The organism is Microbacterium sp. LWS13-1.2 (assembly GCF_040144835.1).
Classification (GTDB): Bacteria; Actinomycetota; Actinomycetes; order Actinomycetales; family Microbacteriaceae; genus Microbacterium.
Genome location: NZ_CP151632.1, coordinates 3,015,759 through 3,039,274 on the forward strand (window position 1 = coordinate 3,015,759; position 23,516 = coordinate 3,039,274).

The window sequence follows — 23,516 nt, forward strand, 5'->3', positions numbered from 1 at the left end:
CAGTTCTCACTGGACAGCGGCGTGGCGCCAGGGGGCAGTGGTCGGACCTGGCACCTTCAGCTTCAGACCCGAGGTCGCTGTCGCATCCCCGCCGCTGCGCGACGAGGCGACTGCAGCGATCACGTACGCCCCGCCCGGCGTGGAGGCGAGAGAGAAGGCCGTCGCCCATGTGCCATCCGTCACGGCCGCATTCTGCGACGCCACGACTGCGCCGGCGCCGTCTCGCAGCTCGACATGGACGATGGCGCCTGCCGCGCTCCATCCGCTGTTGCCCGCGTCCGCGGTGCCGGCGACCTTCACCGGCACCGCGCGGCTGACAGTGCCGCCGCGAGAGATCATGGAAACCGAGGGGGTCGTGGCAGCGACAACCGTCACGGTGACGGCCTTCGTGGCGGTGCCCGAGTGGTAGGTCACCGCGTACTGCCCGGCCGTGGAGGGGTCGACGGTGCCGGTGGTCTGGACCGTCGATAGGTCCTCGACCGGGGTGCCTTGATAGTTCGTGGCGCTGTCGACGTTGGCGACGGGGTTCCAGGAGTCGCCCGCGACCAGGATCGAGTCGTGGGCTTGCACGCCGGCCCGATCGACCTCGTTGCGGACGTCGTACGAGAACAGCAGCGCGTTCTCGGGCGTCGTGGCGGTGCTGACCGTCTCCGGCTTGGTACTCAGCCGCAGCGAGAGAGTGGCGTCTCGCGGGGCGTCCACCGACCCGTCGATGGCGATCTTCACCAGCCTCCCGCCATGCACCAGGTAGGACCGTCCGACCCCGGTGCTGCGTAGCACGAACTTCTCAGCGTCGCCCACGACGAGAGCCGATGCGGTGATCACATTCTCGCCGTTCACGACGGTGGGCGTCACACCGAGGAAGCGTCCAGTTGCGACCTCCTGGATGGAGCTGGTGCCGTCATCGTTGGTCACCAGCCGGAAGAACGGCGCCTCGGCATGCCGGCTGCCAACGGCGACGGTTCCATCCGCTCCCACGGCGAAGTACGACGCGAGAGTCTCGGTGGTGTACTCCGCCGGCAGCACACCGCCGTCCGTGAGTGCGCGGGAGCTCTGTGGAACGGAGCCCCACCTCGTCACCTCGCTCCAGGTGCGCTGGTACCAGGGAGTGAGCATGGTGCGCAGCTGGAAATAGGGCGCCGCGGCCTCGGTCGGTGCACCGTTGTACGAGGTCAGCGTGCTGAAGTTGAGGTTGTCGAAGTGGATGAAGCCTTCGGGACGCATCGCCTCCGCCGCGCGCTTCATCCAGGTCACGTCAACGCCGTCGACGGTGGAATAGTACGCCAGAGCGGTTTCGAAGATCGGGCGCGACTGCCCGCGCAGAATGGCCTGCTCTTCCATCTCGTCCCAGTACGCGTTGGCGTCGGTGCGGCCGAACACATTGGGGACCGGTTCCGCCCGGAGGGTTCCTTCTCCACGGAACAGGTTGTACTCGGCGACCCAGTTGAACGCGCGAGCCAGTTTGTTGTCGTCCCGTTCCCAGAGATTCAGCCCCTGGTTGTATGCGATCGCGCTGAAGTCTCCCAGCAGACCCAGCCCGAGCATGGCATGCGCCTGGTCGCGCGCCGACTCCGCGGTCTGACCCCAGTCGGTCACGTAGTTCTCGATCGAGCCATTGATGAATGGGCTCTCGTACATCGCGACGGCCTCGTCGTAGATGGTCGCGTTGTCGGTCACCACGCCGATCGCCTCAACGGTGACCATCGCTGCTCCGTCCCAATTGCCGTTGGCGTTCATCGGCGCGCCGGCGTCCTGGATGACCGGGTAGACCACGTCGAGCATCAGTGACTGGAACGCCGCGAAGTCGGCGTCGCTGTAGCCGGGGTATCCGCCGTCGTAGTAGCGCACGATCTCGGCGGCGTTGATCAGCTTCAGGGTTCCCAGACCCGCCCCGAGGATCTGATCGCGCCCATCGATCTGGGTGAGTGTTCCCGACCATGCGTTGAGGATCTCGACGACCTTGTCCGCGTGACGGACGTCACCGGTGATCACCCACTGCAGAGCATGGAAGTACGCGGCCGCACTCGCCCACTCGTAGTCGCGGATGTTGCCGGAGCCCTCCGGTGATCCCCGGCCGACGCCTGCGTGTGCGACGACGTTGAAGTCCAGCGACGCGATGGAGTTCGGCACGGTGTTCTTCATTCGCAGGTAGTCCGAGTACCAGGGCTCCTCCTTCGCAGCCACATGCTCACGCATCGAGTCCAGCTGCTTCGTGGTGAGCGAGACGCCCGGGTGATTGAATACCCGCACCTCGATGACGTCCTCGACCGGCTCCTCACCGCCCGAGTAGATGACGGTGAGCTCGTGCGACCCGGCCGTCAGGTTCCCGACGGTCGCCGTCATCAAACCGTCGACGTGCGACACGGTCGCGCCCTCCACGATGTAGTGCGATGCATCGGGGTCGTCGTTGACGGGAACCCAACTGAGCTGAGCGCTCGTTCCGGTCACGCGCTGCTGCACCTCGAGGAGGTTCGCGGCGTCGACGGATTCGAAGGCGAGGTAGTGGGTGGCGAAGTCTCCTGGCCTCACGTGCGCGCCGGCATCGGTTACTCGCAGCGGGAAGGTCGACGCCTCGGCGCCGTCGCGCAATGCGTTCAAGTGGCTGCTGATCGTGTACCTGCCGGACTCCGGGTAGGACTTGATGGAGAAGCGCTCATTCCACCTCACGGCGTCAGCGGTCGCGGCGACGACGTAGTTCGAGTCGGACTTCGCGTAGTACGGACGGCCCTTGCCGCCGCTGTAATTCTGGATGGTCAGGAACTTGCCGTTGGACAGGCTCCTGAGCGCGTAGGTGGTCTGCTGGCCACCGCCCGTGCCCTGGTACTCCGAGGCTGTGTAGTCGTATCCGTAGATCGCGAACGACGTGGCCACAGCCTTGTCGGCGGTGAGTGTCACCCGTCCGGTTTGGTCGTCGGCCTGCAGGTAGAGACCGTTTGCGTTGGAGATGCGCACCACGTCCTGGGCGGCACGGCCATTGGCGGGGTAGTCGCCGAAGCGTTGTGCGACGGGGTAGTCGACCGGGGCCTCGTCGGTCGTGCGGGTCACCTTGACCCAGGGGGTGTACATCGGGTTGGTTGCGCGCGTGGAGTAGATGTCGGTGCCGGAGATCAGCTGGTCCTCCACCCTGTCCGTAGTCAGGTGCACGGTGACCGCGTCGGCGTCTTCAGCCTTGGCCGCCTGGACCAGCGGCGCGATATCGAGCGCGACGCCGGAGGTGCCGTTGGGCACGGCCGTGATGATGACGGGCGAGTTGGGCACGTCCAACGGACGCGCGTTGTACGTCACGCTCGTCTCCGCCCACGGGGTGGTGGAGGCAATGCCGACACTGCTGGTGAACTCGCTCGCCCGGGTGGCGATGATGTTGGCCCCGTTGTTGTACTTGGTGAAGTTGAGGACCACCGAGTTCAGAGTCGCTGGGTCGAGCTGGGAGATGTCCAGCCGAATATAGGTGTGCCCGCCCTTGCCGACGACAAGGTTCTGCGCAGTGCCGTAGTTGGTGTCGGGCGCGGTAATCCGTACCCACGCGTTGTCTTTGATCATCTGTTCAGCGATGCCGTAGACCACGTCGACGACGGGGCGCAGCGTCGCATCAGCGGCACGGGTCGAGTAGACGTCGGTGCCGACGGTTCCCGTGGTCGTCAAGTGCAGCGTGAGCGCTTCGGCGCCGCGAGCCTTCGCTTCGGTGATCAGGGAGGTGGCGGTGACCGTGAGACCAACGACTCCGGCGGGCGCGTCGACTGTAACGGATCGGGTGCCCGCGAGATCCAGCGGCTTCCCAGCCCACGTGAGGTTGCTCTCGTTCCACGTCGTCGAGGTCTCCACGCCGGCCTCGGTGACATACTCGCTAGCCTGCGAGATGACGATCTTGTTGGCACTGTTCGTCTTGTGCAGGTTCAGTTGCACGGACGCGAGGTCTTCCGCCTGGATCTTCGTCAGGTCGAGTCGGATGTAGCTCTCGACGTCGTTGCGGACGATCAACGTCTCGGTGTCGCCGTACGTCGTCGTCGGGTTCGACTGTCGCACCAGAGCCTCGTCGATGACGACACTCGTCACCGTCGCGGCATTGCTGGTTTCGGCCGACCCGACGACGACCCCGCTGGCGAGCAGAAGTAGTGTCGCTGCCACTGCGATGAGTCGCCGGGCGGCGTGAGCGGCGGCGCCCGGGGCGGTCGCCACGGGGTTATGCGACAGATGAGGCCTGACGATGGGGGACACGAGCGCTCCTTTGCGTTTGCCCTCGGCACGAGGCCGACCTCGGGGCCTAGCAGCGAGTAGCGCTGCCGTTGTCACGAGGGTTGCGAAAAAACAATATGAAGATCCGCACGCAACGGCAACCGTTTTCCGGATTTTCCGTTCTTGCCAGGATCTGTTGACTCGAGAGGTATGGCGCGACGAACGGAAACGACAGGGTTCGCGGAACGCCGCGGCGTCACAAGACGGAATGGTGCCTCGTCCCTGGGTGCCGAAGCGGACAAGCGTCGTCGGTGTCGGGGGCCTGCGGCCGCGCGGGCTACCCGGGGAATGCGCGTTCCAAAGCGACAGTGGCACCAGCTTGATCCGGGCGATCCGCTGCTGCTGGCTGCATTAAAATGCCTGGTAAACACACAGAAAACCTTCCTACGCGCGTTGACTATGTCATCGAGATTGTTGGTAAACGCTTGCCGACCGTTCCGGCGTGTAGATAGGCTCGGCCGGTGTCACTGGCCGCGGCGTTCCGTGGTGGCGGTGCGATTGCCTCAAAGGAGATGCGGGATATGCAGAAGCTCATACGAATCCTCGGCGTCGGCCTCGCCGCAAGCCTCATCGGGGCGCCCGCCTTTGCTACCCCGGCGGTCGCCTCACAAGAGAAGTTCGCCTGGAGCACGAAATACGAAGCGGAAGACGCCATCGAACTTCGAGGTGAGGTGCACCGCAGCGATGGCATCGCCGATCAGCCCGCCGAGATGACCAGTCCGCTCACCGGGTATTCCGGCCGCGGATTCCTGGACTTCGCCGACCCCGTGCCCTCGGCGGCATGGCAAGGATCGATTCCCGCCGGAACGGTGGGCGCCAAATACGTCATCGACGTCCCGCGAGCCGGCAACTACCGCTTGAAGTTCGTCTATAACAACCCCGGTACGAAGTGGGCCGGCAGCCGTAACGTGCGGGATGAACGCAACATGCGGATCAACGTCAACGGCCCCGACTACCTGGGTGCGGAAGGCTGGGTCGGTTGGATGATCTTCTCCGTCTCGGGATACAACTCCAGCGCGGAGCCGGGGGCTACGCAGACACCGGCCACGATCGGTCAGAACACTGTATGGAACACCAATTACATGAACGCTCCGCTGCAGCAGGGCAAGAATGACTTGCGGATGTCGATCGAGGCCCCTCCCGGACAGGGCGTGTACGACGGGCCCAACCTGGACTACATCGAGGTCGAGTGGATCGATGATCGATATCCCGTTTCGGAAGACGTGCCTGTGAAGAAGGATGCGTTCACCCATCCGGGGATCTACCAGACGGCTGACAACCTGACGGCTCTCAAGACGGCTATCGGCTGGCAAGCGTCGGTGTGGGCCGGCGGATATGCTCAGTTGGCCTCATCGAACCTCGCATCGTTCAATTATTCGCGCCCGGACGGCTACTACGAGGTGGTCGAGCGCGGACCGTACAACAACCCGAACCGCGGCGCGAGCCAGTTCACGAACGATGCGACAGCGGTCCACTACAACGCGCTGCAGTGGTATCTGACCGGCGACGCAAGGCACGCGCGCAAGGCGATTGAGTTGCTTAACGGGTGGTCGGCCGCGCTCAAGTCCGTTGTCAACAACGATGCCAAGCTACTCGTTGCCATGAGCGGTCGGCATTTCGTCTCGGGTGCGGAGATTCTCAAGCACGTGTACAACGTCGATCCGACGGTCCCCGCCGCCGACCGATGGCAGGCCGCCGACATCGAACGGTTCGACTCTCTCGTGAGGAATGTCTTCTACGAGGGCACCGTCGCGGGTTACTATCCGCAGGCCAATGGAAACTGGGACGCTCTCATCACCGGTGCCAACATGGCATTCGGCGTATACCTGGACGACCACGAGATCTTCAACGAAGCGCTGCGCCAGTTCTACCGGGGTGACGTCGTCCCCGGTTCCGCTTCGATGGGGTCGCTCGCGAACTACATCTACCCGACCGGCGAGAGCCAGGAGTCCAGCCGAGACGTCGGTCACTGGGGCATGGGTCTCGAAGGGCTCGGTTACTCGGCGGAGATCTCGCTGAACCAGGGACTTGACATCTTCGGTGCGTACGACTCTCGCCTGCTGAACGGCGCGAACTACTTCGGGACGTACAACCTCAGCAACACGGGTCTGCCGGTCGCCTCCGAAACGTTCGTGTCCGACCGCGGTCGCGGCACGGTGTCCACCCCCCTCTTCGAGATCCTTGCGAACTACTACACGGGTCATCCGGCTTCGCATGATCTCACCACCGTTGAACGGGTGCTCCACGAGAAGTTCCGATCCGGGAGCCGTCTCATTGACACTCTCGTCTTTCAGGACGCGCCCTCCGACAAGGTGCGGCCCGTCGTCTCCCTGGTGTCACCCGCGACGCACGGCCCGTCCGCGACCGCGCAGATCCACATCGACGCCACAGACGACAGGGGACTTGCGCGCGTGATCGCAGAGATCTACAAGGACGGCAAGCTGGTGAGCAGCACCGAGACGCCGGCCAACGGGGAGACAAGTGCTACGCATCAAGCGGATATCGCGTTGCCTGACGGTCAATACATCCTGAAGTACCGAGCGGAGGACGTGGCCGGCAACAGCGCGCATGCAGGTACGTTCGGATTCAAGATACGCGCCAGCGGATCGGCGTGAGATGGTCGACCCGCTCTGGGCGGCCGGCGTCGTGATCAGCGTCGCGCATGAACGCCGCGCCGGAGAGGTGACGCGCCGCCGGGAAGGGTAGGCCGACCGTGGGGACGTGGTGGACACCGCGCGGCTCCGTCCTTTCTGCGGGTGCCGTGAAGGCTATCGGCTGACAGGCTCGGAGGAGTCGAGGAGTGCCAATTCTTCGAGCCGCGGGTAGCCTTCCCAGTCTCCGGGTGCGAGACACGCGAAGGCAGATGGTAGCTCTCGACGAGTTCGCCGGGGCCGATTCCGAAAGGGCGGAAGAGGCCCATCGTCTCGCCCAGGGTGATCAGACCGCCGTGATCTCTGCTCATCCGTCGTTCCTGTCGGCCCCGGACAAGCTCATAGCCTCGCGGGACAGGGCCTCGATCCTATCGAACTTGCGGTCGACGACGAGCTTGCGCGCCACCATCCAACTTCCGCTCACGGCCGGAACCGATCCGTGCGCGAGGTACTCCGACATGTTTCCCGCCGACACGCCGCCCGACGGCACGAACGACATATCGGAGAACGGCGCCGCGAGTGCGGCGATCGCTGCGATCCCACCGAGCCGATCGGCGGGACGAACTTCACCGTGCGAATTCCCAATCGTCTGGCTTGCTGGACCTCGGTCGCAGTCGCGACGCCGGGCAATACGGTGATGCCAAGATCGTGTCCGCGTCGGCCTGCAGTGCCGCGGTGTTGTCGGTCGCGGTGTATCCCGGTGCGATCGCGTTGACATTCACGCCGTGCGCCGCCCACTCGTTCGAGAGCGCCCTCGTCAATCCCGCGACACCGGACTTCGCTGCGGTGTAGCCGGGCACGTTGATGCCGCCCTGGAAGCTCAGAAGCGAGGCGGTGAAGATGATTTTCCCTCGCCCTCTCTCCACCATCGTCGTACCGACGGCTTGGGTGAGCGCGAACTGGCTTGGAACCTCGAACACGACGTCCGCGCCCGCGCCTTGGGCCCACTCCTCGACCCACCCGGCTTGATCGGTCACGCGGGGATCGATGGTCGCGAAGCCGAGGTCGGAGATCTGCGACCTGCGACGCTCGTCCATTTCGATGACGACGACCTCGGCGCCTTTATGGCGCGCAACGCTCGCGATGAGGACGCCGATCGGACCGCCCCCGATGACGACGACCCGGTCGCCGATCGTGAGTTCAGACCTGCGGACGTCATGAACGGTCACCGCGACCGGCTCCACGAGCGCAGCGACGTCGAGAGGCATGGACTCGGGAAGTCGCACCACGGTCGACGCCGGCATGTTCCACCGCTCCTGCAGGGCGTCCGGGGAGTCGATGCCGATGAAGTCGAGGTTCTGGCAGATGTGTTCGTGTCCCGCTCGGCAGGCCGGGCACACGCCGTCCCAAGGCAGCGGCATGACGGTGACCCGATCGCCGACGGCCCACTCCCGCGCATGCGGCCCGATAGCAGTGACGACTCCGCTCATTTCGTGGCCGAAGACAAGGGGCGTCGTGACGCGCGAGTCCATGTCACCGTGGAAGATGTGAAGGTCAGTACCGCATAGTCCTGCGAAGGCCACGCCGATCTGAACTTCACCCGCTGCGGGTGGGGTCCGTTCCGTGTCCGCAACGACCAGATTGCGCGGGGCGGTGTACTGCAATGTACGCATGGGTCTTCAATGGGTATGACGTCATACGAAGGAAAGATCCTCACGCATTTCTGGCATGCGAGTCATTGCGGATAGGTCACATGTATGATCTAATGACTTCGGCAGTCGCCGGCCGGCGACGAGTCGCCAAGGATGTCGACAAGTTAGGACCCGAAATGGCATCACAGCATCGCCGCCTCTCCCGTCTCGCCCGATCAGTCGCGCTCACCACGTCAGTGGCGGCCGTGGTCGCCCTCACCGCGTGCTCGGGCGGTTCCGGTGGCGGCACCGATAACTCCGCGCTCGGTTTCACTCCTGCAGAGCAGGATCCAGACAGTGCGATCACCGTCTGGGTGGACGCCTCTCGCGAGGCCGCCGTCGACGCCTTCCGCACAGCTCACCCCGAGGTCGAGGTCAACGTCGAGACCTACGACGGTAACGCGAGCGGTTCGGGAAGCCTGCAGACCCGGATCGCCCTGTTCGACCAGGCCGGCGAGGGCTGGCCAGACGTCGTCTTCTCGACGCAGAACAACGACGCGTCATGGGCAGCGAAGGAGAACGCGGGCGCACAGCCGTTCGCAGCCCCGGTCAACGAGGGATGGTTCGACGACGACTTCCTGGGCGGCTTCACTCCCGGTTCGCTCGACCCGTTGACCATCGACGGCACCGTGTACGGGCTCCGCAACGATCTCGCGCAGTCGGTGTTCTGGTACGACCAGACATTGTTCAACGAGTTCGGCTACGAGATCCCGACGACGTGGGAGGAGTACCAGGATCTCAGCGATCAGCTCGCAGCTGAGCACCCGGGATACATCCTCGGTTCTGTCGGCGACGCGTTTCTCGGCATGATGGTCTACTACTGGGGTGCGCAGGCTCCGGTGTTCCAGCTAGACGGTGACACCTTCAGCAGCGACTTCGATGCAGAGAACTCCCAGCAGATGACCGATCTCATCGACCACATGGTCGCAAACGGCACTCTCGCGACCGACAGCGTCTTCGGAGCCGACTTCGTCCAGAAGTACAGCGGCAAGGTGCTCGGTATGCCCGGCCCGGTGTGGTTCACCGGCGCGATCTTCCAGAACCCCGATAGTCTCAACATCCCCGCAGGCCAGCTCGGCGCCGGCACGCCCCTGCACTGGGATGGCCAGGAGATCGGCACGGGCAACGTGGGCGGTGGGACGTGGCTCGCGTCCAGTCACACCCGGAACCTCGATGCGACGAAGACCTTCATGGAGTTCGTCACGAGCGCCGATGACTATCAGGTGGAACTCGCACCCGGGTATCCCGCCTACCAGGCGGCCGCGGAGAAGTGGGTCGCCAACCAGGCGAGCGGCGGCTACTTCGTCGGCGACTTCGCGCAGACCATCGTCGACGCCGCAGGCCAGGTGTGGAGTGGTTGGGGATACCCCAGCTTCAGTGCCGAGACGGCGTACTCCAAGTTCGTTCTGCCGGCGCTGGCCGCTGGCCAGACCGTGGCGTCCGTCGTCCCGGAATGGCAGAAGGAGATGGAGAACGAGGCACAGGTCCAGGGATACACGATCGGCTGATCGGCCCCCCGCTCAGAGAAGGAACCTCTCATCGCTACTCCCACGATGGCGCCTTCCGTCGCCGGCCCTGCTCCGGGTCGGCGGCGGGGGGCCGCCCCCGCCCGCAATCCCCGCCGCGGACAAGCCGCCATGGGGTACGTGTTCAGCAGCGGTTACGCCGTGCTGCTCGTCACGTTCGGACTGATCCCGACCCTCTACGCGATCTTCCTCGCGTTCACCAGCAACGGCGCCTTCGCAGGCATCGACAACTTCGTCAAGGTCTTCAACGACTATCGATTCTGGCCGGCCGTACAGCACGTCGGGATCTACCTTGTCATCTGGCTGACGGTGCAGACGATCTTCGTCGTCCTACTCGCGCTCTTTGTCCATTCTCTTGGCCAGCGGTGGCTGTCGTCGTCCACGCGCTTCGTCTACTACATCCCTGGAGCTCTCGCAGGAGCCTCCAGCGTCATGCTGTGGTTGTTTCTGCTCGACCCGTCGGTGAGCCCCGTTTCGTTCCTGCTGCGGGCGCTCGGGTTCGAGTCGTTCGTGCAGACGATGTCAATCGAGAACCTGCCGGTGATCTTCACGGTCATCGCGTTCTGGACTGGCGCGGGAGGGTGGATCGTCATCATGTACGGCGCGCTCAACAACATCAGTCCCGAGGTCATCGAGGCCGCGCGCGTCGACGGCGCCAATGCCGTCCGAACGGCCTGGCACATACAGCTGCCGCTCATGCGCAAGTGGATCTCGTATATGGGAATCATGACGCTTGCCGCCGGCACCCAGCTCTTCGTCGAGCCGCGCGTGCTGTCGCAGGCTAGCAAGGGAGTCGTGCCCGCCGACTACTCGCTCAACCAGCTTGCGTACCTCTACGCGTTCCGGCAGAACGACTTCAGCGGCTCCGCCGCCATATCGCTCGTACTGCTCGCCGTCGCTCTCGGGCTGGCCGCATTCTTTGTCTTCCGTGGAGGTCTCTTTGAACGCGAATAGTCTTGTCGTGTTGTCGCGACGACGCTCGTCCGCCATGACTCCACGGAACTGGCTCGGCCGTGTGCTCGCCTTCGTCGTACTGGCCTTCTTCGTCGTGTTTTTCGCATTGCCTCTCGCGTGGCTGCTGCTTGCGCCGACGAAGTCCCCCCTCGCGCTCCTGACAGAGAACCCCTTCTCGTTCGGATCGTTGGCAACGCTGGCGGAGAACTTCCGGTACCTCTCCGAGTTCCAGAACGGCATCGTCTGGACCTGGCTCGGCAATGCGGCGTTCTACACCGGTGCGGCACTCGTTCTCACCCTTGTCGTCAGCATCCCTGCCGGATACGCACTCGCCCTCGTGGATTTCAAACTGCGTCGGGCGCTGCTCATCGTCACGCTCGTCGTGATGTTGATCCCGAACACCGCCCTCGTGCTCCCGATCTTCCTCGAGTTGAGCGCCGTGCGGCTTATCGGGAACCCGCTGGCTGTCATCCTGCCGTTCTCGTTCTTCCCGTTCGGGGTGTATCTCGCGTACATCTACTTCTCCACGAGTGTGTCCCGAGACCTGCTGGATGCCGCGCGCATCGACGGCGCAGGCGAGTTCCGGGTGTTCTTGGGTGTCGCGATGCCCCTGGCGGCGCCTGTCATCGCTCTCGTCGGGTTCTTCAACTTCGTCGGCAACTGGAACAACTACTTCCTGCCGTTCGTCACGGTGCCTGGGCGACGTTCGCCGATCCAGGTGGGGCTTGCGGAGCTGCTCTCCAACGTGCCGCTGTTCAACCCGACGTCGGCGGGATCGGTGACGATCGAGCTTCCGACACTCGCGCTCGCCACGATAATTTCGGTTGCCCCGGTCCTCATCATCTTCCTCTTCTCCCAGCGTTTCCTCGTCGAAGGGATGACGGCCGGAGGGACGAAGGGATGATCTCGCGCCGCTTCGGCATGGTCTGCCGCATGAGGCCCGAGAAGCGAACCGAGTACCTCGCTCTCCACGGTGCGGTGTGGCCAGGAGTGGAGAAGACGATCACGCAGTGCGGTATCCGCAACTTCACCATCTTTGTCATCGACGACGTGCTGTTCGGCTACTACGAGTACGTGGGCGACGACTACGACGCCGACCAGCGCAAGATGGCGGCGGATCCGGTGACGCAGGAGTGGTGGTCGCGCACGGCGCCGTGTCAGACCCCTTTCACAGACGACGCCGACGTCCCGAACTGGCAGATTCTCGACGAGGCCTGGCACCTCGACTGACTCCTCATGGGTGTCCGGCCACCGCCTCACCACGCCGCCGCGGTCGTGGATGCCAGCACCGCGGGTGTCATTGCCCGGCGCGCGAGTTCCCCTCTGACAGCGACGAGATGGCGGGTGTCAGGGCTTGCGGTGCGTCGGGAGACGGCGGCGCTGCCACGAGTCGATGATGTGCGCGCGCATCGCCGCCTGTGCTGCCTCGGGATCGCCGGCGGCGATGGCCTCGTAAACTCGTCGATGCTCTTCAATGGTCAGGGCGTAGGCATCATCCGACTGGTGGCCGATGAAGCGACTGCTGCTCCGGGCGCGCTGGAAGAGGATCTTGGTGATGTTGCTCGCCAGCCGATTGCCGGAAAGAGTCATCACCAGGAAATGAAAGTCGACGTCGGCCTGCGGGAACACATCGGGGTCGCTCACATTCTGCACCATCGTGGCCAGCGCCTCGTGGATGAGTGCGAGCTCCTCCTCGGATCGGCGGCGCGCGGTCTGCGCAGACATCTCGCCCTCGAGCGATCCTCGGATGATCGCAAGGTCGTCCAACACTCCCAGAGCGTCGTCGTTCTCAAGCATGACTGAAAGCACTACGGGGTCCAGGATGTTCCACGACGTCGTCGGCTCCACGGTTGTACCGCGACCGGGCGCGACGGTAATCAGACCCTTCTCCTCGACCCGCTTCACCGACTCGCGAACGACTGTACGGCTCACTCCGAAATGGTGAGCGAGCCTCTCTTCGGGCGGGAGGGTTTGGCCGGGAGAGACCTCGCCGTTGACGATCGCCGTGACGAGGTCGTGAACGACCGCTACGCCGAGGCGCGCGGACGGGGTTCGGCGCGCCTCGCTGGCGAAGACCACCGGCCGGTCGCTGGGAGTCGGGGAGGAGCTCATTCGATCAGCCTAGCCGCGTAACATCCGTCTGAGGGATTGACGCTCACGACGCTTCATCGTAGTGATCGTCTCCCGGAACCAGCCGCAGCCCCGCGCGTGCCGGCCTGACGTGGGGGCCCTCTGCGAGCAGCCAGCTAGCTGAGGTCTGATTGAGGTGGATGGCCGACTCGTCGACCGCCACGCCGTGACCGGGGGTGTCACCCAGAACGATCCCACCATCGACAATCTGCTGATCGATCGTCAGCCCGAATGGGGCCCCGAGATCTTGAACCTCGGCCGAAAGGTGGTTCGGAACGGAGGCCGCGGCATGGGCGACGGCCTGGTTCGTCGTCAGTCCGACGGGGCTTATGGGCAGATCGCGGGACTGGGCGACGGTCGCCACGCGAAGAAAGTGAGTGACTCCCCACGTGCACCCCACTTGAACGACGTCCACGCCACCAGCGTCGAGAAGTGGACGGAACTGTTCCAGTCCTGAGAGATTCTCGCCTGTCGCGACCGCCGCGCTAACCGCGTTCGAGAGCCGGGCGTGGCCGGATGCATCCCAGCGGCGCAACGGTTCCTCGATCCAGGTGAGGTCGACCTCACGCTCGATGGCCGAGACGTAGCGCACGGCCTGTTTGAGGTTCCACGATTCGTTGGCGTCGAGCATGAGCGCGGGCCTGCGGGTGTTCCGCGCGAGGGCGTCCTCGATGATGCGCAGCCGGCGCAGATCCGCCTCCCTATCGCGACCGCCCTTGAGCTTTCCGCTGGTGAAGCCGCGCTCGGCCATTGTGGTGTAGAAGTCGGCGAGCTTCTCGTCGTCGAGAGCGATGTCGAGGCCGGAGGCGTATCCCTCGATGAAGCGGTCGCGGGCGCCGAGCAGGCGCCAGAGCGGTTCGCCGGCGATCTTGGCCTTGAGGTCCCACATGGCCATATCCAGCGTGCCGATCGCGCCGAACATCGAGCCGTTATGCCCGGCCTTGAAAACGCGCGCGAGCATCCGGTCGTATAGCCCCGTCACGGCACGGGGATCCTCGCCGTCGAGCGCAGGGAAGAGCTGCTCGATGTACTGGTCGGACCCCGTCCCGATACCCTCGATGCCCTCGTCGGTCTCGAGGATGACCACGGGAACGTCGGTCACGCCGTTCTTGAGATAGCCATTCACGTCGCCGATGGGTCGGCCCCAGTCTCGGAACGTGCGTACGCATCGGTAGCCGGTGATCTTCATGTGGTCCTTGATCCGTGGAGGGCTGCTCCAAAACAGCATACATCACATGTTAGATCGACGCATCGCTTACCGAGTAGCCATTTTCGAGCCGATCTACGGCACGCTTGTTGCTTCCGCGGCGTCGAACAACATACATCACGCCACCGGTTGGACTCGTTCTCTGGATGAGGAGGGTGGCGCTGACTGGAACGTCGTCAATCGGGACGGGCTCCGGGCCATGACCGAGATCGGTCTCGGCGCCGCGCAGCGGGGAAACTTCTATCGAGAGGTCGATGAGTTTCGACGAAGGTGGGACGGCTTCTCGTCGAGGACCCGAGCGGGCGGGAGCTGCAAGACGACGACGGGCTCGCTGTGACGACCACCCTGCGCCGTCGATGGGACTTCAGACGCGACGTCATCCTCCGTTCCGTCGAGAGCAGCCTCCGCCGGCTGCGGACCGACCGCGTCGACATCCCTTATCTGCACGATCCTGACGAGCACTGGCATGCCGCATCAACGACCGGCATCGGCGCGCTCATCGAGTTGCGCGATCAGGGTCGTGTCTGCCATCGGCGACGGTATGAACCAGTCGGCGATGCTCGCGGAGCTCGTCCGGCGCTGTGACCTGGACATAGTGATGGTCGCGGGGCGATACACGCTCCTGGACCAGTCGGCCGCCCGAGATCTGCTTCCGGTGGCAGCCGATCGTGGCGTGGCTGTCGTTGCTGCTGCGATCTACAACTCAGGGCTATTCAGCTCGGACCGTCCGCGGGACAGGGCACGCTTCGACTACGAGGTCGCGCCGGTCGAGCTCGCCGCACGACGCCTCACGGAGAGCTAGCCGTACTGACCGCGACCGTGAGCCCGCTACCCACCGCCATCGGAGATGCGGCCGAGTTACCTGATGGCACCGGCCTGGGAGCGCTATGCCTCCGTCCAGATTGCTCCGTAGGCGGGCAGATCGAACCGGCGACCGCCGATTTCGAGATCTACAGCGGTGGTCGAGTGGTTGGCAATGAGGCGCTGCCCACCGCGGACCACCGTCTCGACCTGGGCGACGGCATGATCGAAGGCTGCGGGGACACCGCTGTCAGCGAGCCAAGCGCCGATGAGCTGGTCCATCAGCGCTGTCGAGGGTCTGGTGCCGACATACCAAGCTGCGCCGGCGCCGGGATCACGCTTGACGGTGATAGCCGGGGAGTTGGCTGCGAAACCGCTCGCAAACGATGAAACGACCTGCGCGTCGTCAACTCGGATCAGTTCCTGCCAGAAGTCCGACTCGCCCGCATAGTCGCCCGTGACGTCGAAAGGCGCGCTGTCCGCAACCGGTGCGAACTCCTCCACTTTGACGCCGAGAGCGCTACGTAGAGCGCCTTCGCCCCCGAGGTATCCTCCGAGTCGGATGCGGAGATGCTTGTCCACAACTCCGCTGAGATAGGTAACCACGAGCGTGGCACCGCGAGCGGGAACAGAGGCGAGAGCGCACACCGCGTCGTCCGAGAGGACGTGTGCCGCGGGAGCGACGACGAGCGAGTATGCCGTCGAGTCCGCCTCCGGATGAAGGAAGTCCACGGTCACACCGCGGCGCAGGAACCCCTCGTAGAAGCGCAGGACGGTGTCCAGGTAGTCCACGACGGCCGGCGTTCCGTCCTGCTCGACCGCCCGCCACGAGTCCCAGTCGAAGCAGAGCGCGACCCTCGCGGGGACGTCCGCGCCGACCAAATCGCCGAGTCGGCTCAGCTCTGCGCCGAGGGCACGCACACCCCGATGTATGCGGGTGTCCTCTCCCGCGTGCGGGAGCATCGCGGAGTGGAACTTCTCGGCGCCCGCGGCGGACTGACGCCATTGGAAATGAAGGATGCCGTCAGCGCCGCGTGCGACGGCTTGGAGCGAGTTCAGACGGTGGCGACCGTCGGTGAGCGGCACATTGGGTGGCCGCCAATTGACAGCGGAAGTCGCTTGCTCCATCAGCAGCCAGGACTTGCCGGCACCCAGCGACCTCATCAGGTCCCGTGTCGCTGCGGATACTACGTGGCTGCGCGGGTCGGCAGGGTCAGGGTAGAGATCATCGGAGACGACGTCGACGTGAGGTGCCCACGACCAGTAGTCGACGTCCTTGAAGAAGCTCATGAAGTTGGTCGTGATCGGGATGTCCGGGGTGTGGGAGCGGATGATGTCCGCCTCTGCGCGATACAGCTCGAGCAGAGCGTCGGAACTGAATCGATCGAAGTCGAGCACCTGCGTCGGGTTGCGGATCATCGGCGCGGCGGAGGGGACCCCCACCTCGGCGAAAGTCTGGTACGTCTGCGACCAGAAGGCGGTGCCCCATGCCGCGTTCAGCGCGTCAATGTCGCCATAGCGGTTCTGGAGCCAGATTCGAAACGCTGCCTCCGACTCCGGGTCGTAGCTGCGTGTCACGTGATTGCCGTACTCGTTGCCCACATGCCAGGCCTCGATGGCGGGGTGCTCGGCATACCGGGCAGCCAGTTCACTTACTAGCCGCATCGCGTGATGGCGGTACGCCGTCGAACTCGGGCTGAACTGCTGACGGGATCCGAACGCGAGCCGGACACCGTCGATCGACACGGGCAGCGATTCGGGATGCCGGTGGGCAAGCCATGCCGGTGGCGAGGCGGTGGCGGTCGCCAGGATCACCCGGATACCGCCGCGGTTCATGCGGTCGAGGACGTCGTCGAGCCAACCGAACTCGTATCGTCCCGGCACCGGCTCGAGCTGTGCCCACGCGAAAACGGCGACGGTCACCGTCGTGACGTGGGCCTGCTGCATGAGCCGGACGTCCTCGTCCCAGACGAGGACCGGCCATTGCTCGGGGTTGTAGTCGCCTCCATACCTGATGCGACGCGTGGTCCTACTCATCGACAGGTCCAAGGTCGAGAGCCGGGCGGAAGGTCAGTTGGCGCGACCGCGGCGGCTCCTGTGTGAACAGGACGACCGTATTGCGGCCTGCGCGAGTGGCGGGTCGGGGCACGTAAAGCGTGCGCTGCGGACCCCGCGGCCGGAATCGGCCGAGGCTGAATCCGTTGACCCAGGCCATCCCCCATCCGAGGTCGCTCGCCGCGAGTGCCAGATCGGTCGGTTCGTCCAACTCGAAATCGGCGCGGATGAGGCCTGCGCGAAGCGGAAACGCCGAAGAGGGTGAGCACTCCGCGATCGCAGACAGTTCCTGAACCGGAACCGGGGCCGCCTGCCATCCGACGACCTCCACCCCGTCGAGGGTAGCCGGTCCGATAAGGCCCTTCGGCTCGCCGATCCGTGGACCATAGTTGACCCGGCCCTCGTCCTCGACCAGCACGTCAAGTCGACCACGTCCACGGGGGAGGGCGATCGTATGGTCGCCGGCGGCCCGGGAGAGCACTCCCACAGCGACCCCGTCGAGAAACACCCAGGCACGATCGCGCACCTCTGTGAACGCCAGCACGGCCGGCTCCTCACCGCCGGGGAGGGAGGCGCGGTAGCGGAGGAACCCGTTCGCCAAGCCGAGGTCATCCAAAGTTGGGACATTCTCGTGCGCCGTCCACTCTCCGGGCACGACATCGTCGAGAAGACCCGCGCCGAGCAGCGGTACGGGTTCGGGAACCACGAACTCACGGACGACGAGCGCATCCGCGGGAAGGGGTGGAACGGCCGCGTGCCGGGCGATCACGTCGCGGAATCTCCAGAATTTCTCCGTGGGTCGGCCGGCTTCATCGAGCGGGGCGTCGTAGTCGTACGATGTCACCGTCGGCTGATAGACGCCTTTGTCGTTCGCCCCGTTGGTGAGCCCGAAATTCGTGCCGCCGTGCAGCATGTAGATGTTCACTGATGCCCCCGCACCGAGGAGTCCGTCTAGACTCCGTGCGGATTCTTCTGCGTCCGTCACGTGGTGAAACCCGCCCCAGTGATCGAACCACCCGCACCAGAACTCGGAGCACATCAGCGGACCGCGCGGCTGGTGCGCCCGCAGTGCGGCCAGGCGTTCGCCCACGCGGGAGCCGAAGGATCCGGTCGCCAGCAGGTCGGGAAGGCTGCCCCTCTCGAGCATGCCGTCCCGGGGCTGGTCCACCGTCGTGAGGGGAACGGTGATGCCGTTGCGTCGATAGATCTCCGTCAGGGAGCGGAGGTAATCAGCGTCGTTGCCGTAAGCGCCGTACTCGTTCTCCACCTGCAGCAGGACCACGGGGCCGCCGCTGTCGATCTGCCGCGGGGCCACTACAGCGAGCGCCGCCTCCAGGTACTCGGTGACGGCTGCGAGATAGCGAGGCTCTGACGAGCGCAGACGGATCTCTGGTGTCGACAACAGCCACGCCGGAAGGCCGCCTCCGTCCCACTCGGCGCAGATGTAAGGCCCGGGCCGGACGATCGCGTGCATTCCGGCCTCGCCCACGAGATCGAGGAATCGGCCAAGATCAAGGCCGCCCTGCGTATCGAAGGTCCCGCGCGTCTGGCTGTGCGCGTTCCACGGGATGTAGGTCTCGATGGTATTCAATCCCATCAGACGACCCTTTGCGATCCGATCGGCCCACTGATCCGGATGGATCCGGAAGTAGTGGAGTGCCCCGGAGAGGATGCGCAGGGGCTCACCATCGAGGAGGAACGTCTCGTCGTCATAGGCGAAACGGGAGGCGGTCATGTGCGTACTCCTTTATGCCGATGGGGGGTGCGGGTCGTCCTCGGGTGAACGACCCGCACCCCCATCGGGGTCTTACTCTCCGACGTTGAAGCCCTGCTCCTGGCCGTAGGTGATGTTGGCGTCCTGCCACGCAGTCAGACCGTCCGCGAGGTCACCTCCACTTGCATAGATCGGACCCATCGCGTCACCGTAGATGCTGTTCGCATAGGCCTGCCACGGCAGGTACTGCCAACCGGGAACAACCGACTTTGCCGCCTCCACCAGAACTTTGTTGATCTGCTGGCCGCCGAAGTACTCCGGCTCGGCGTTCAGGAAGTCGGGCGACTCGAGCTGAGCGATCGTGGCCGGGAAGCCCCCGGAGCCCACGAAGATGTCGATCGACTCGTCGGAGGCGTTCAGCCACTTCAAGAAGCCCGCAGCGAGCGCGGGGTTCTTGGACTGCTTCGTGACGGCTTCCGTGCTGCCGCCATTCTCCGCCGTGGCGGCCGCGCCGCCGTCGTAGGTCGGCATCGGCGCGACGCGCCAGTTGCCGGCGCCGTCGGCAGCCCCGGACTCCAGGACGCCGGGCATCCAGGCGCCGATCGGCAGCGTCGCGATCTTACCGTTGGAGAGGTTCGCGAACCACTCCTCGCTCCAGCCGCCGATGCCGCCCAGCAGCCCCTCATCCACAAGGGTCCCCCATGTCTCGGCGTAGCGCTGGGCACCCTCGTCCTGCAGGTCGATGGTTACCTTGTCGCCATCGACCTGGAACGACTTGGAGCCGGCCTGCCAGAGCATCGCGGAACCGAAGCCGCCGTCCAATCCGGAGTCATTGGTGATGAAGTACTCAGGGTCGGCGGCGTGGAGCTTGCGGGCCGCATCGATGTACTCGTCCCATGTCGTGGGGACCGTGAGACCGAACTTGTCGAAGGTGGCCTTGTTGTAGAACAGAGCCATCGGACCGGAGTCCTGAGGGAGGCCCCAGATGCCGCCCTGGCTGACGTTCGCCCAGGCCGAGGCGGTGTACAGGTCCTCGAGATCGTCGAACCCGTAGTCGGTGAGATCGACGAGACCGTCGGCGAGAACGAACTGGGGTACGGACATGTACTCCAGCTGAACGACGTCGGGTGCCCCGTTGCCGGCGGCGAGCGCGTTCTGCAGCTTCAGGTTGCTGTCGTTCGAACCTCCGGAGTTGACGAACTTGACGTTGACCTTCGGATAGGCCTTTTCGAACGCTTCAACCTGGTCCTCGGCCGATGGACTCCAGCTCCAGAATGTGATCTCGCCCCCTTCTTTCAGTGCGTTTTCGACGGCGTCGGCACCCTGCTCTCCTGCTGGGTCGGGTGTGCTGGAGCTGGCGCACGCTGCGAGGGTCAGGCCGACCAGGGCGGCGGCGACGCTCGCGGCGACGCTGCGCACGATCAGACGACGGTTCATGCTGTTCCTTTCGGTGGTGGTGATGTTTGCCCCGGGCAGGGGATCGTGGTCATCAGTTGAGGCGGTCACTGCTTGACACTTCCGGCGGCAAGGCCGGACTGCCAGTAGCGCTGCATGAGCAGGAATGCACCGACGATCGGGATGATCGTGAGCAATGCTCCGGTGATGACGAGATTGAAGATCGGATCGGCTCCGATGCCCGCGCCCTGTGAGTTCCAGAGCTGGAGACCGATCGGGAGGGGGTAGAGGTCTGGGTTGCTGAGCATGATCAGCGGGAGGAAGTAGTTGTTCCACGAGGCGACGATGGCGAACAGCGCCACGGTCGCCACGCCGGGCGCGAGCAATCGCAGGGAGATGGTGAAGAACGTGCGGAGCTCTCCGGACCCGTCCACACGCGCCGCCTCGAGCAACTCCGTCGGAATCGCCTCACTCGCGTAGACCCAGACCAGATAGAGCCCGAACGGCGACACGAGCGAGGGGATGATCACGGACCACACCGTGTTCGTCAGGCCCATCTGGCTGAATAGGAGAAACGTCGGCACGGCGAGTGCTGTACCAGGGATGGCGATCGCAGCCAGGATGAGGGTGAAGATGAACCGCTTGCCGGGAAATGTGAACCTCGCCAAGCCGTAGCCGCCGAGGGTCGCTAGCAGCGTCGCGCCGCCCGCTCCCACAACGACGTACAAGAGGGTGTTGCCGAACCAGTGCAGAAAGATGCCATCGTCATAGGTGAGGGTCTGCCAGACGTTGTCGAAGAACGCGAATGGGCCGGAGAACCACAAGCCGAAGGAATTGAGCAGTGACTCCTGAGTCTTCGTGGAGCTGATGAGGAGCCAGACCAATGGGACAAGCGAGTAGAGCACGAAGGCGAACATCACCAGGGTCAGGATGATCGATCGGCGCGGGGCGGCGGAGCGGCGACCGCGCACCGTCAGCGTTTGACTCATCGGTTCTCCTGACGGCTGCCGCGGACCTGCACGGTGTAGGCGATCACGGCTGTGACAACGCCCATGATGATGGCCAGCGTCGCCGCGTAATTGGCCTGCTGCCCAATGAAACTCAGGTTGTAGGCGTACATGTTGGGGGTGAAGTAGGTCGGAATCAGCCCGGGCGCGCTCGACCGGAGGATGTTCGGTTCGTTGAAGAGTTGGAAGCTTCCGATGATCGAGAAGATCGTCGCGATGACGATAGCGCCGCGAAGGGCTGGGATCTTGACACTCGCCACGATGCGCCACTGCCCCGCGCCGTCGATTGCCGCCGCCTCGTACAGTTCCTCAGGGATGGTTCGCAACGCTGCGTAGAAGATGAGCATGTTGTAGCCGACGAACTCCCACGTCACGATGTTCCCGATGGCGAACAGGATCCATTGGCCTGTGAATGGCGTGATCAGGTCGAAGCCGAGGAAGGAGTTGATGTTTCCAGCCAGACCCAAGCGCTCGGAGTAGAGGAACCCCCACATGAGGACGGCGACCACTCCTGGAACCGCGTAGGGCAGGAAAAGTGTGACGCGATAGAAGCCTGCTCCCGCGAGGCGACGGGAGTCGATCGCCATCGCGGCGAGGAGTGCCAGCGCCAGCATGATCGGCACCTGAATCGCCAGGAAGACACACACGCGGAGGAGGCCCTCGAGGAACTTGGGATCGGTGAATGCAGCGATGTAGTTGTCAAACCCGACGAAGGAGTTGCCCCCGACCAGTCGCTGACGGAACACGCTGAGGACAATCGCGTAGATGACCGGCGCGAGGACCGTCACCGCGAACACGCAGAGGAAGGGCGCCAGGAAGGCCAGTCCGGCCCATCCGTGACGTGGTCGGCGGCGTGATTGCCCTGGTGTCAGTCGGCGTGCGGTGACAGCCGCGGGCCGGGCCATGGTCGACATCGATGTCCAATCTTGCAGTGACGTGGATGTTTACGTGATCATCCGCGCACTCATACTAGGTTGTTTACGTCACCATTTGTCAAGTTCCCAGGGAAAGTGAGGTGTGATGTCTTCGCAGACGGAACGCGTCCGATCGGTCTCGATGCGCGACGTCGCGGAACTGGCCGGCGTCTCTGGTCAGACTGTGTCCCGGGTGGCGAACAGGATGGGAAACGTCGCGAAGAAGACCCAGGAGCGCGTCGAACAGGCAATGGCAGAACTCGGCTACCGCCCGAACATCGCCGCCCGAGCCTTGCGATCGGGCGAGTTCCGCTCGATCGCGGTCGTCGCTTTCGACGCTGACTCCCTGGGGAACGTGCGCACGATCAGCGCAATCGGGAACGAGGCGGCTCGGCGCAATTACGCCATCGAACTGATTCAGATCCAGTCAGCGGGTGGTGCATTCGGCGCCGCCGATTTCTCCTGGGCCATGCGGCGCCTCGGGCAAGAGGCCGTGGATGGCATCATCCTCATCCTGGAGACGACTGACGCCACCGCAGCGGCCCTGAGGATGCCTGACAACGTCCCTGTCGTCATCGTCGACGCAGGCCCCGACCACCGTTACCCTACAGTCGACACCCACCAGGAGCAGGGCGCGATCCTCGCCGTCGATCACCTCCTTGAACTCGGGCACCCCACGGTGTGGCACGTGGCTGGTCCTCCAATCTCGAATGCGGCGGCAACGCGACGCCACGCGTGGCAGTCGCGACTCGAGGTCCTAGGGCGAGAAGTGCCCACGGCCCTTCCCGGCGATTGGACGCCGGAGTCGGGATACCGAGCCGGCCTGACGCTGGCGGACCATCCGGAGGCGAGCGCCGTCTTCGTCGCCAACGACCAGATGGCACTGGGCGTGCTGCGTGCGTTCCATGAGAAGGGCCTTGCGGTCCCTGGCGGAGTGAGCATCGTGGGCTTCGATGACATGGCCGAGTCAGCCCAGTTCTGGCCACCGCTCACGACCGTGCGCCAGCAGTTCGCGCTTGCCGGCGCCACCGCCGTCGAGCTTCTCGTTGATGAGATCGAGGGCCGCGAGGTCGCAGCGGGAATCAGAAGAATAGACACCGAGCTCGTTGTTCGGGAGTCCACCCAGCGCTGGGGCAACGCCTCGCGCTGACCGCGCGGGACACCATCGGTCGCGAGTCGATCACGTCCCGCGCCGACCTCGTCGTGACGCATGGGGTCGTCCGACCGTGTTGTTGACGTGAACAGTCGTGGGGCCTAACATCGTCCTGTTGACGTCAACAATCTCGCTAGTGAGGAAG

18 protein-coding genes are annotated in these 23,516 nt (G+C 64.6%); 8 read left to right on the forward strand and 10 right to left on the reverse strand.

Going from position 1 to position 23,516, the window contains the following annotated elements; genetic code table 11:
- Positions 1-6: 6 nt before the first annotated feature.
- Positions 7-4,176: a DNRLRE domain-containing protein gene (locus tag MRBLWS13_RS13960; protein WP_349425944.1), complete on the reverse strand. Its 4,170-nt coding sequence runs from the start codon at positions 4,174-4,176 to the stop codon at positions 7-9.
- 518 nt (positions 4,177-4,694) lie between these two features.
- On the opposite strand from MRBLWS13_RS13960, the gene MRBLWS13_RS13965 reads away from it, so the two are divergent.
- Positions 4,695-6,848 carry an alginate lyase family protein gene (locus tag MRBLWS13_RS13965; protein ID WP_349425945.1) on the forward strand — a complete coding sequence of 718 codons (2,154 nt, stop codon included), beginning with the start codon at positions 4,695-4,697 and terminating at the stop codon, positions 6,846-6,848.
- Positions 6,849-7,191: 343 nt separating this feature from the next.
- On the opposite strand, the gene MRBLWS13_RS13970 is transcribed toward MRBLWS13_RS13965, so the two are convergent.
- Both MRBLWS13_RS13970 and MRBLWS13_RS13975 read right to left on the reverse strand, forming a co-directional pair.
- A complete protein-coding gene (locus MRBLWS13_RS13970; protein WP_349429069.1) occupies positions 7,192-7,515 on the reverse strand; it encodes a hypothetical protein in 324 nt (107 codons plus the stop codon).
- Complete coding sequence (locus MRBLWS13_RS13975; protein ID WP_349425946.1) at positions 7,451-8,497, reverse strand: SDR family NAD(P)-dependent oxidoreductase; 1,047 nt, start codon at positions 8,495-8,497, stop codon at positions 7,451-7,453. The genes MRBLWS13_RS13970 and MRBLWS13_RS13975 overlap by 65 nt, the downstream gene beginning before the upstream one ends.
- 155 nt (positions 8,498-8,652) lie before the next feature.
- Here MRBLWS13_RS13975 and MRBLWS13_RS13980 point away from each other — a divergent pair, with 155 nt between their 5' ends.
- The 4 genes from MRBLWS13_RS13980 (at position 8,653) to MRBLWS13_RS13995 (ending at position 12,225) form a co-directional block, all read left to right on the forward strand.
- Positions 8,653-10,023: a carbohydrate ABC transporter substrate-binding protein gene (locus MRBLWS13_RS13980; protein WP_349425947.1), complete on the forward strand. Its 1,371-nt coding sequence runs from the start codon at positions 8,653-8,655 to the stop codon at positions 10,021-10,023.
- Between the two features lie 129 nt (positions 10,024-10,152).
- The gene (locus MRBLWS13_RS13985; protein ID WP_349425948.1) at positions 10,153-10,995 is read left to right on the forward strand and encodes a sugar ABC transporter permease; all 843 of its coding nucleotides are present in this window, start codon (positions 10,153-10,155) and stop codon (positions 10,993-10,995) included.
- Between the two features lie 34 nt (positions 10,996-11,029).
- Positions 11,030-11,899, forward strand: coding sequence for a carbohydrate ABC transporter permease (locus MRBLWS13_RS13990; RefSeq protein ID WP_349425949.1), 870 nt, complete (start codon positions 11,030-11,032; stop codon positions 11,897-11,899).
- Complete coding sequence (locus MRBLWS13_RS13995; RefSeq protein ID WP_349425950.1) at positions 11,896-12,225, forward strand: L-rhamnose mutarotase; 330 nt, start codon at positions 11,896-11,898, stop codon at positions 12,223-12,225. The genes MRBLWS13_RS13990 and MRBLWS13_RS13995 overlap by 4 nt, the downstream gene beginning before the upstream one ends.
- Positions 12,226-12,342: 117 nt before the next feature.
- On the opposite strand, the gene MRBLWS13_RS14000 is transcribed toward MRBLWS13_RS13995, so the two are convergent.
- Positions 12,343-13,074, reverse strand: a complete 732-nt coding sequence (locus tag MRBLWS13_RS14000; RefSeq protein ID WP_349425951.1) for a FadR/GntR family transcriptional regulator — start codon at positions 13,072-13,074, stop codon at positions 12,343-12,345.
- Between the two features lie 76 nt (positions 13,075-13,150).
- Positions 13,151-14,314: a mandelate racemase/muconate lactonizing enzyme family protein gene (locus MRBLWS13_RS14005; RefSeq protein WP_349425952.1), complete on the reverse strand. Its 1,164-nt coding sequence runs from the start codon at positions 14,312-14,314 to the stop codon at positions 13,151-13,153.
- 351 nt (positions 14,315-14,665) lie between these two features.
- Between MRBLWS13_RS14005 and MRBLWS13_RS14010 the strand changes: the two genes are divergently transcribed.
- Positions 14,666-14,917 carry an aldo/keto reductase gene (locus tag MRBLWS13_RS14010; protein ID WP_349429070.1) on the forward strand — a complete coding sequence of 84 codons (252 nt, stop codon included), beginning with the start codon at positions 14,666-14,668 and terminating at the stop codon, positions 14,915-14,917.
- Entirely contained in the window at positions 14,853-15,134 is a 282-nt protein-coding gene (locus MRBLWS13_RS14015) for an aldo/keto reductase (protein ID WP_349429123.1), read from the forward strand. Before MRBLWS13_RS14010 ends, MRBLWS13_RS14015 begins: the two co-directional genes overlap by 65 nt.
- Before the next feature lie 83 nt (positions 15,135-15,217).
- Here the strand turns inward: MRBLWS13_RS14015 and MRBLWS13_RS14020 are convergent, their stop codons facing one another.
- The 5 genes from MRBLWS13_RS14020 to MRBLWS13_RS14040 form a co-directional block, all read right to left on the reverse strand.
- Entirely contained in the window at positions 15,218-17,170 is a 1,953-nt protein-coding gene (locus tag MRBLWS13_RS14020; protein ID WP_349425953.1) for a beta-galactosidase, read from the reverse strand.
- Positions 17,163-18,923 (reverse strand): beta-galactosidase family protein, encoded by a 1,761-nt coding sequence (locus MRBLWS13_RS14025; RefSeq protein WP_349425954.1) that lies wholly within the window; start codon positions 18,921-18,923, stop codon positions 17,163-17,165. The genes MRBLWS13_RS14020 and MRBLWS13_RS14025 overlap by 8 nt, the downstream gene beginning before the upstream one ends.
- Positions 18,924-18,995: 72 nt before the next feature.
- On the reverse strand, positions 18,996-20,339 hold the full coding sequence (locus tag MRBLWS13_RS14030) for a sugar ABC transporter substrate-binding protein (protein ID WP_349425955.1): 1,344 nt from the start codon (positions 20,337-20,339) through the stop codon (positions 18,996-18,998).
- Between the two features lie 65 nt (positions 20,340-20,404).
- On the reverse strand, positions 20,405-21,286 hold the full coding sequence (locus MRBLWS13_RS14035) for a carbohydrate ABC transporter permease (protein WP_349425956.1): 882 nt from the start codon (positions 21,284-21,286) through the stop codon (positions 20,405-20,407).
- Positions 21,283-22,209 (reverse strand): sugar ABC transporter permease, encoded by a 927-nt coding sequence (locus tag MRBLWS13_RS14040; RefSeq protein WP_349429071.1) that lies wholly within the window; start codon positions 22,207-22,209, stop codon positions 21,283-21,285. The genes MRBLWS13_RS14035 and MRBLWS13_RS14040 overlap by 4 nt, the downstream gene beginning before the upstream one ends.
- A gap of 151 nt (positions 22,210-22,360) precedes the next feature.
- On the opposite strand from MRBLWS13_RS14040, the gene MRBLWS13_RS14045 reads away from it, so the two are divergent.
- Positions 22,361-23,368, forward strand: coding sequence for a LacI family DNA-binding transcriptional regulator (locus MRBLWS13_RS14045; RefSeq protein WP_349425957.1), 1,008 nt, complete (start codon positions 22,361-22,363; stop codon positions 23,366-23,368).
- Positions 23,369-23,516 lie beyond the last annotated feature (148 nt).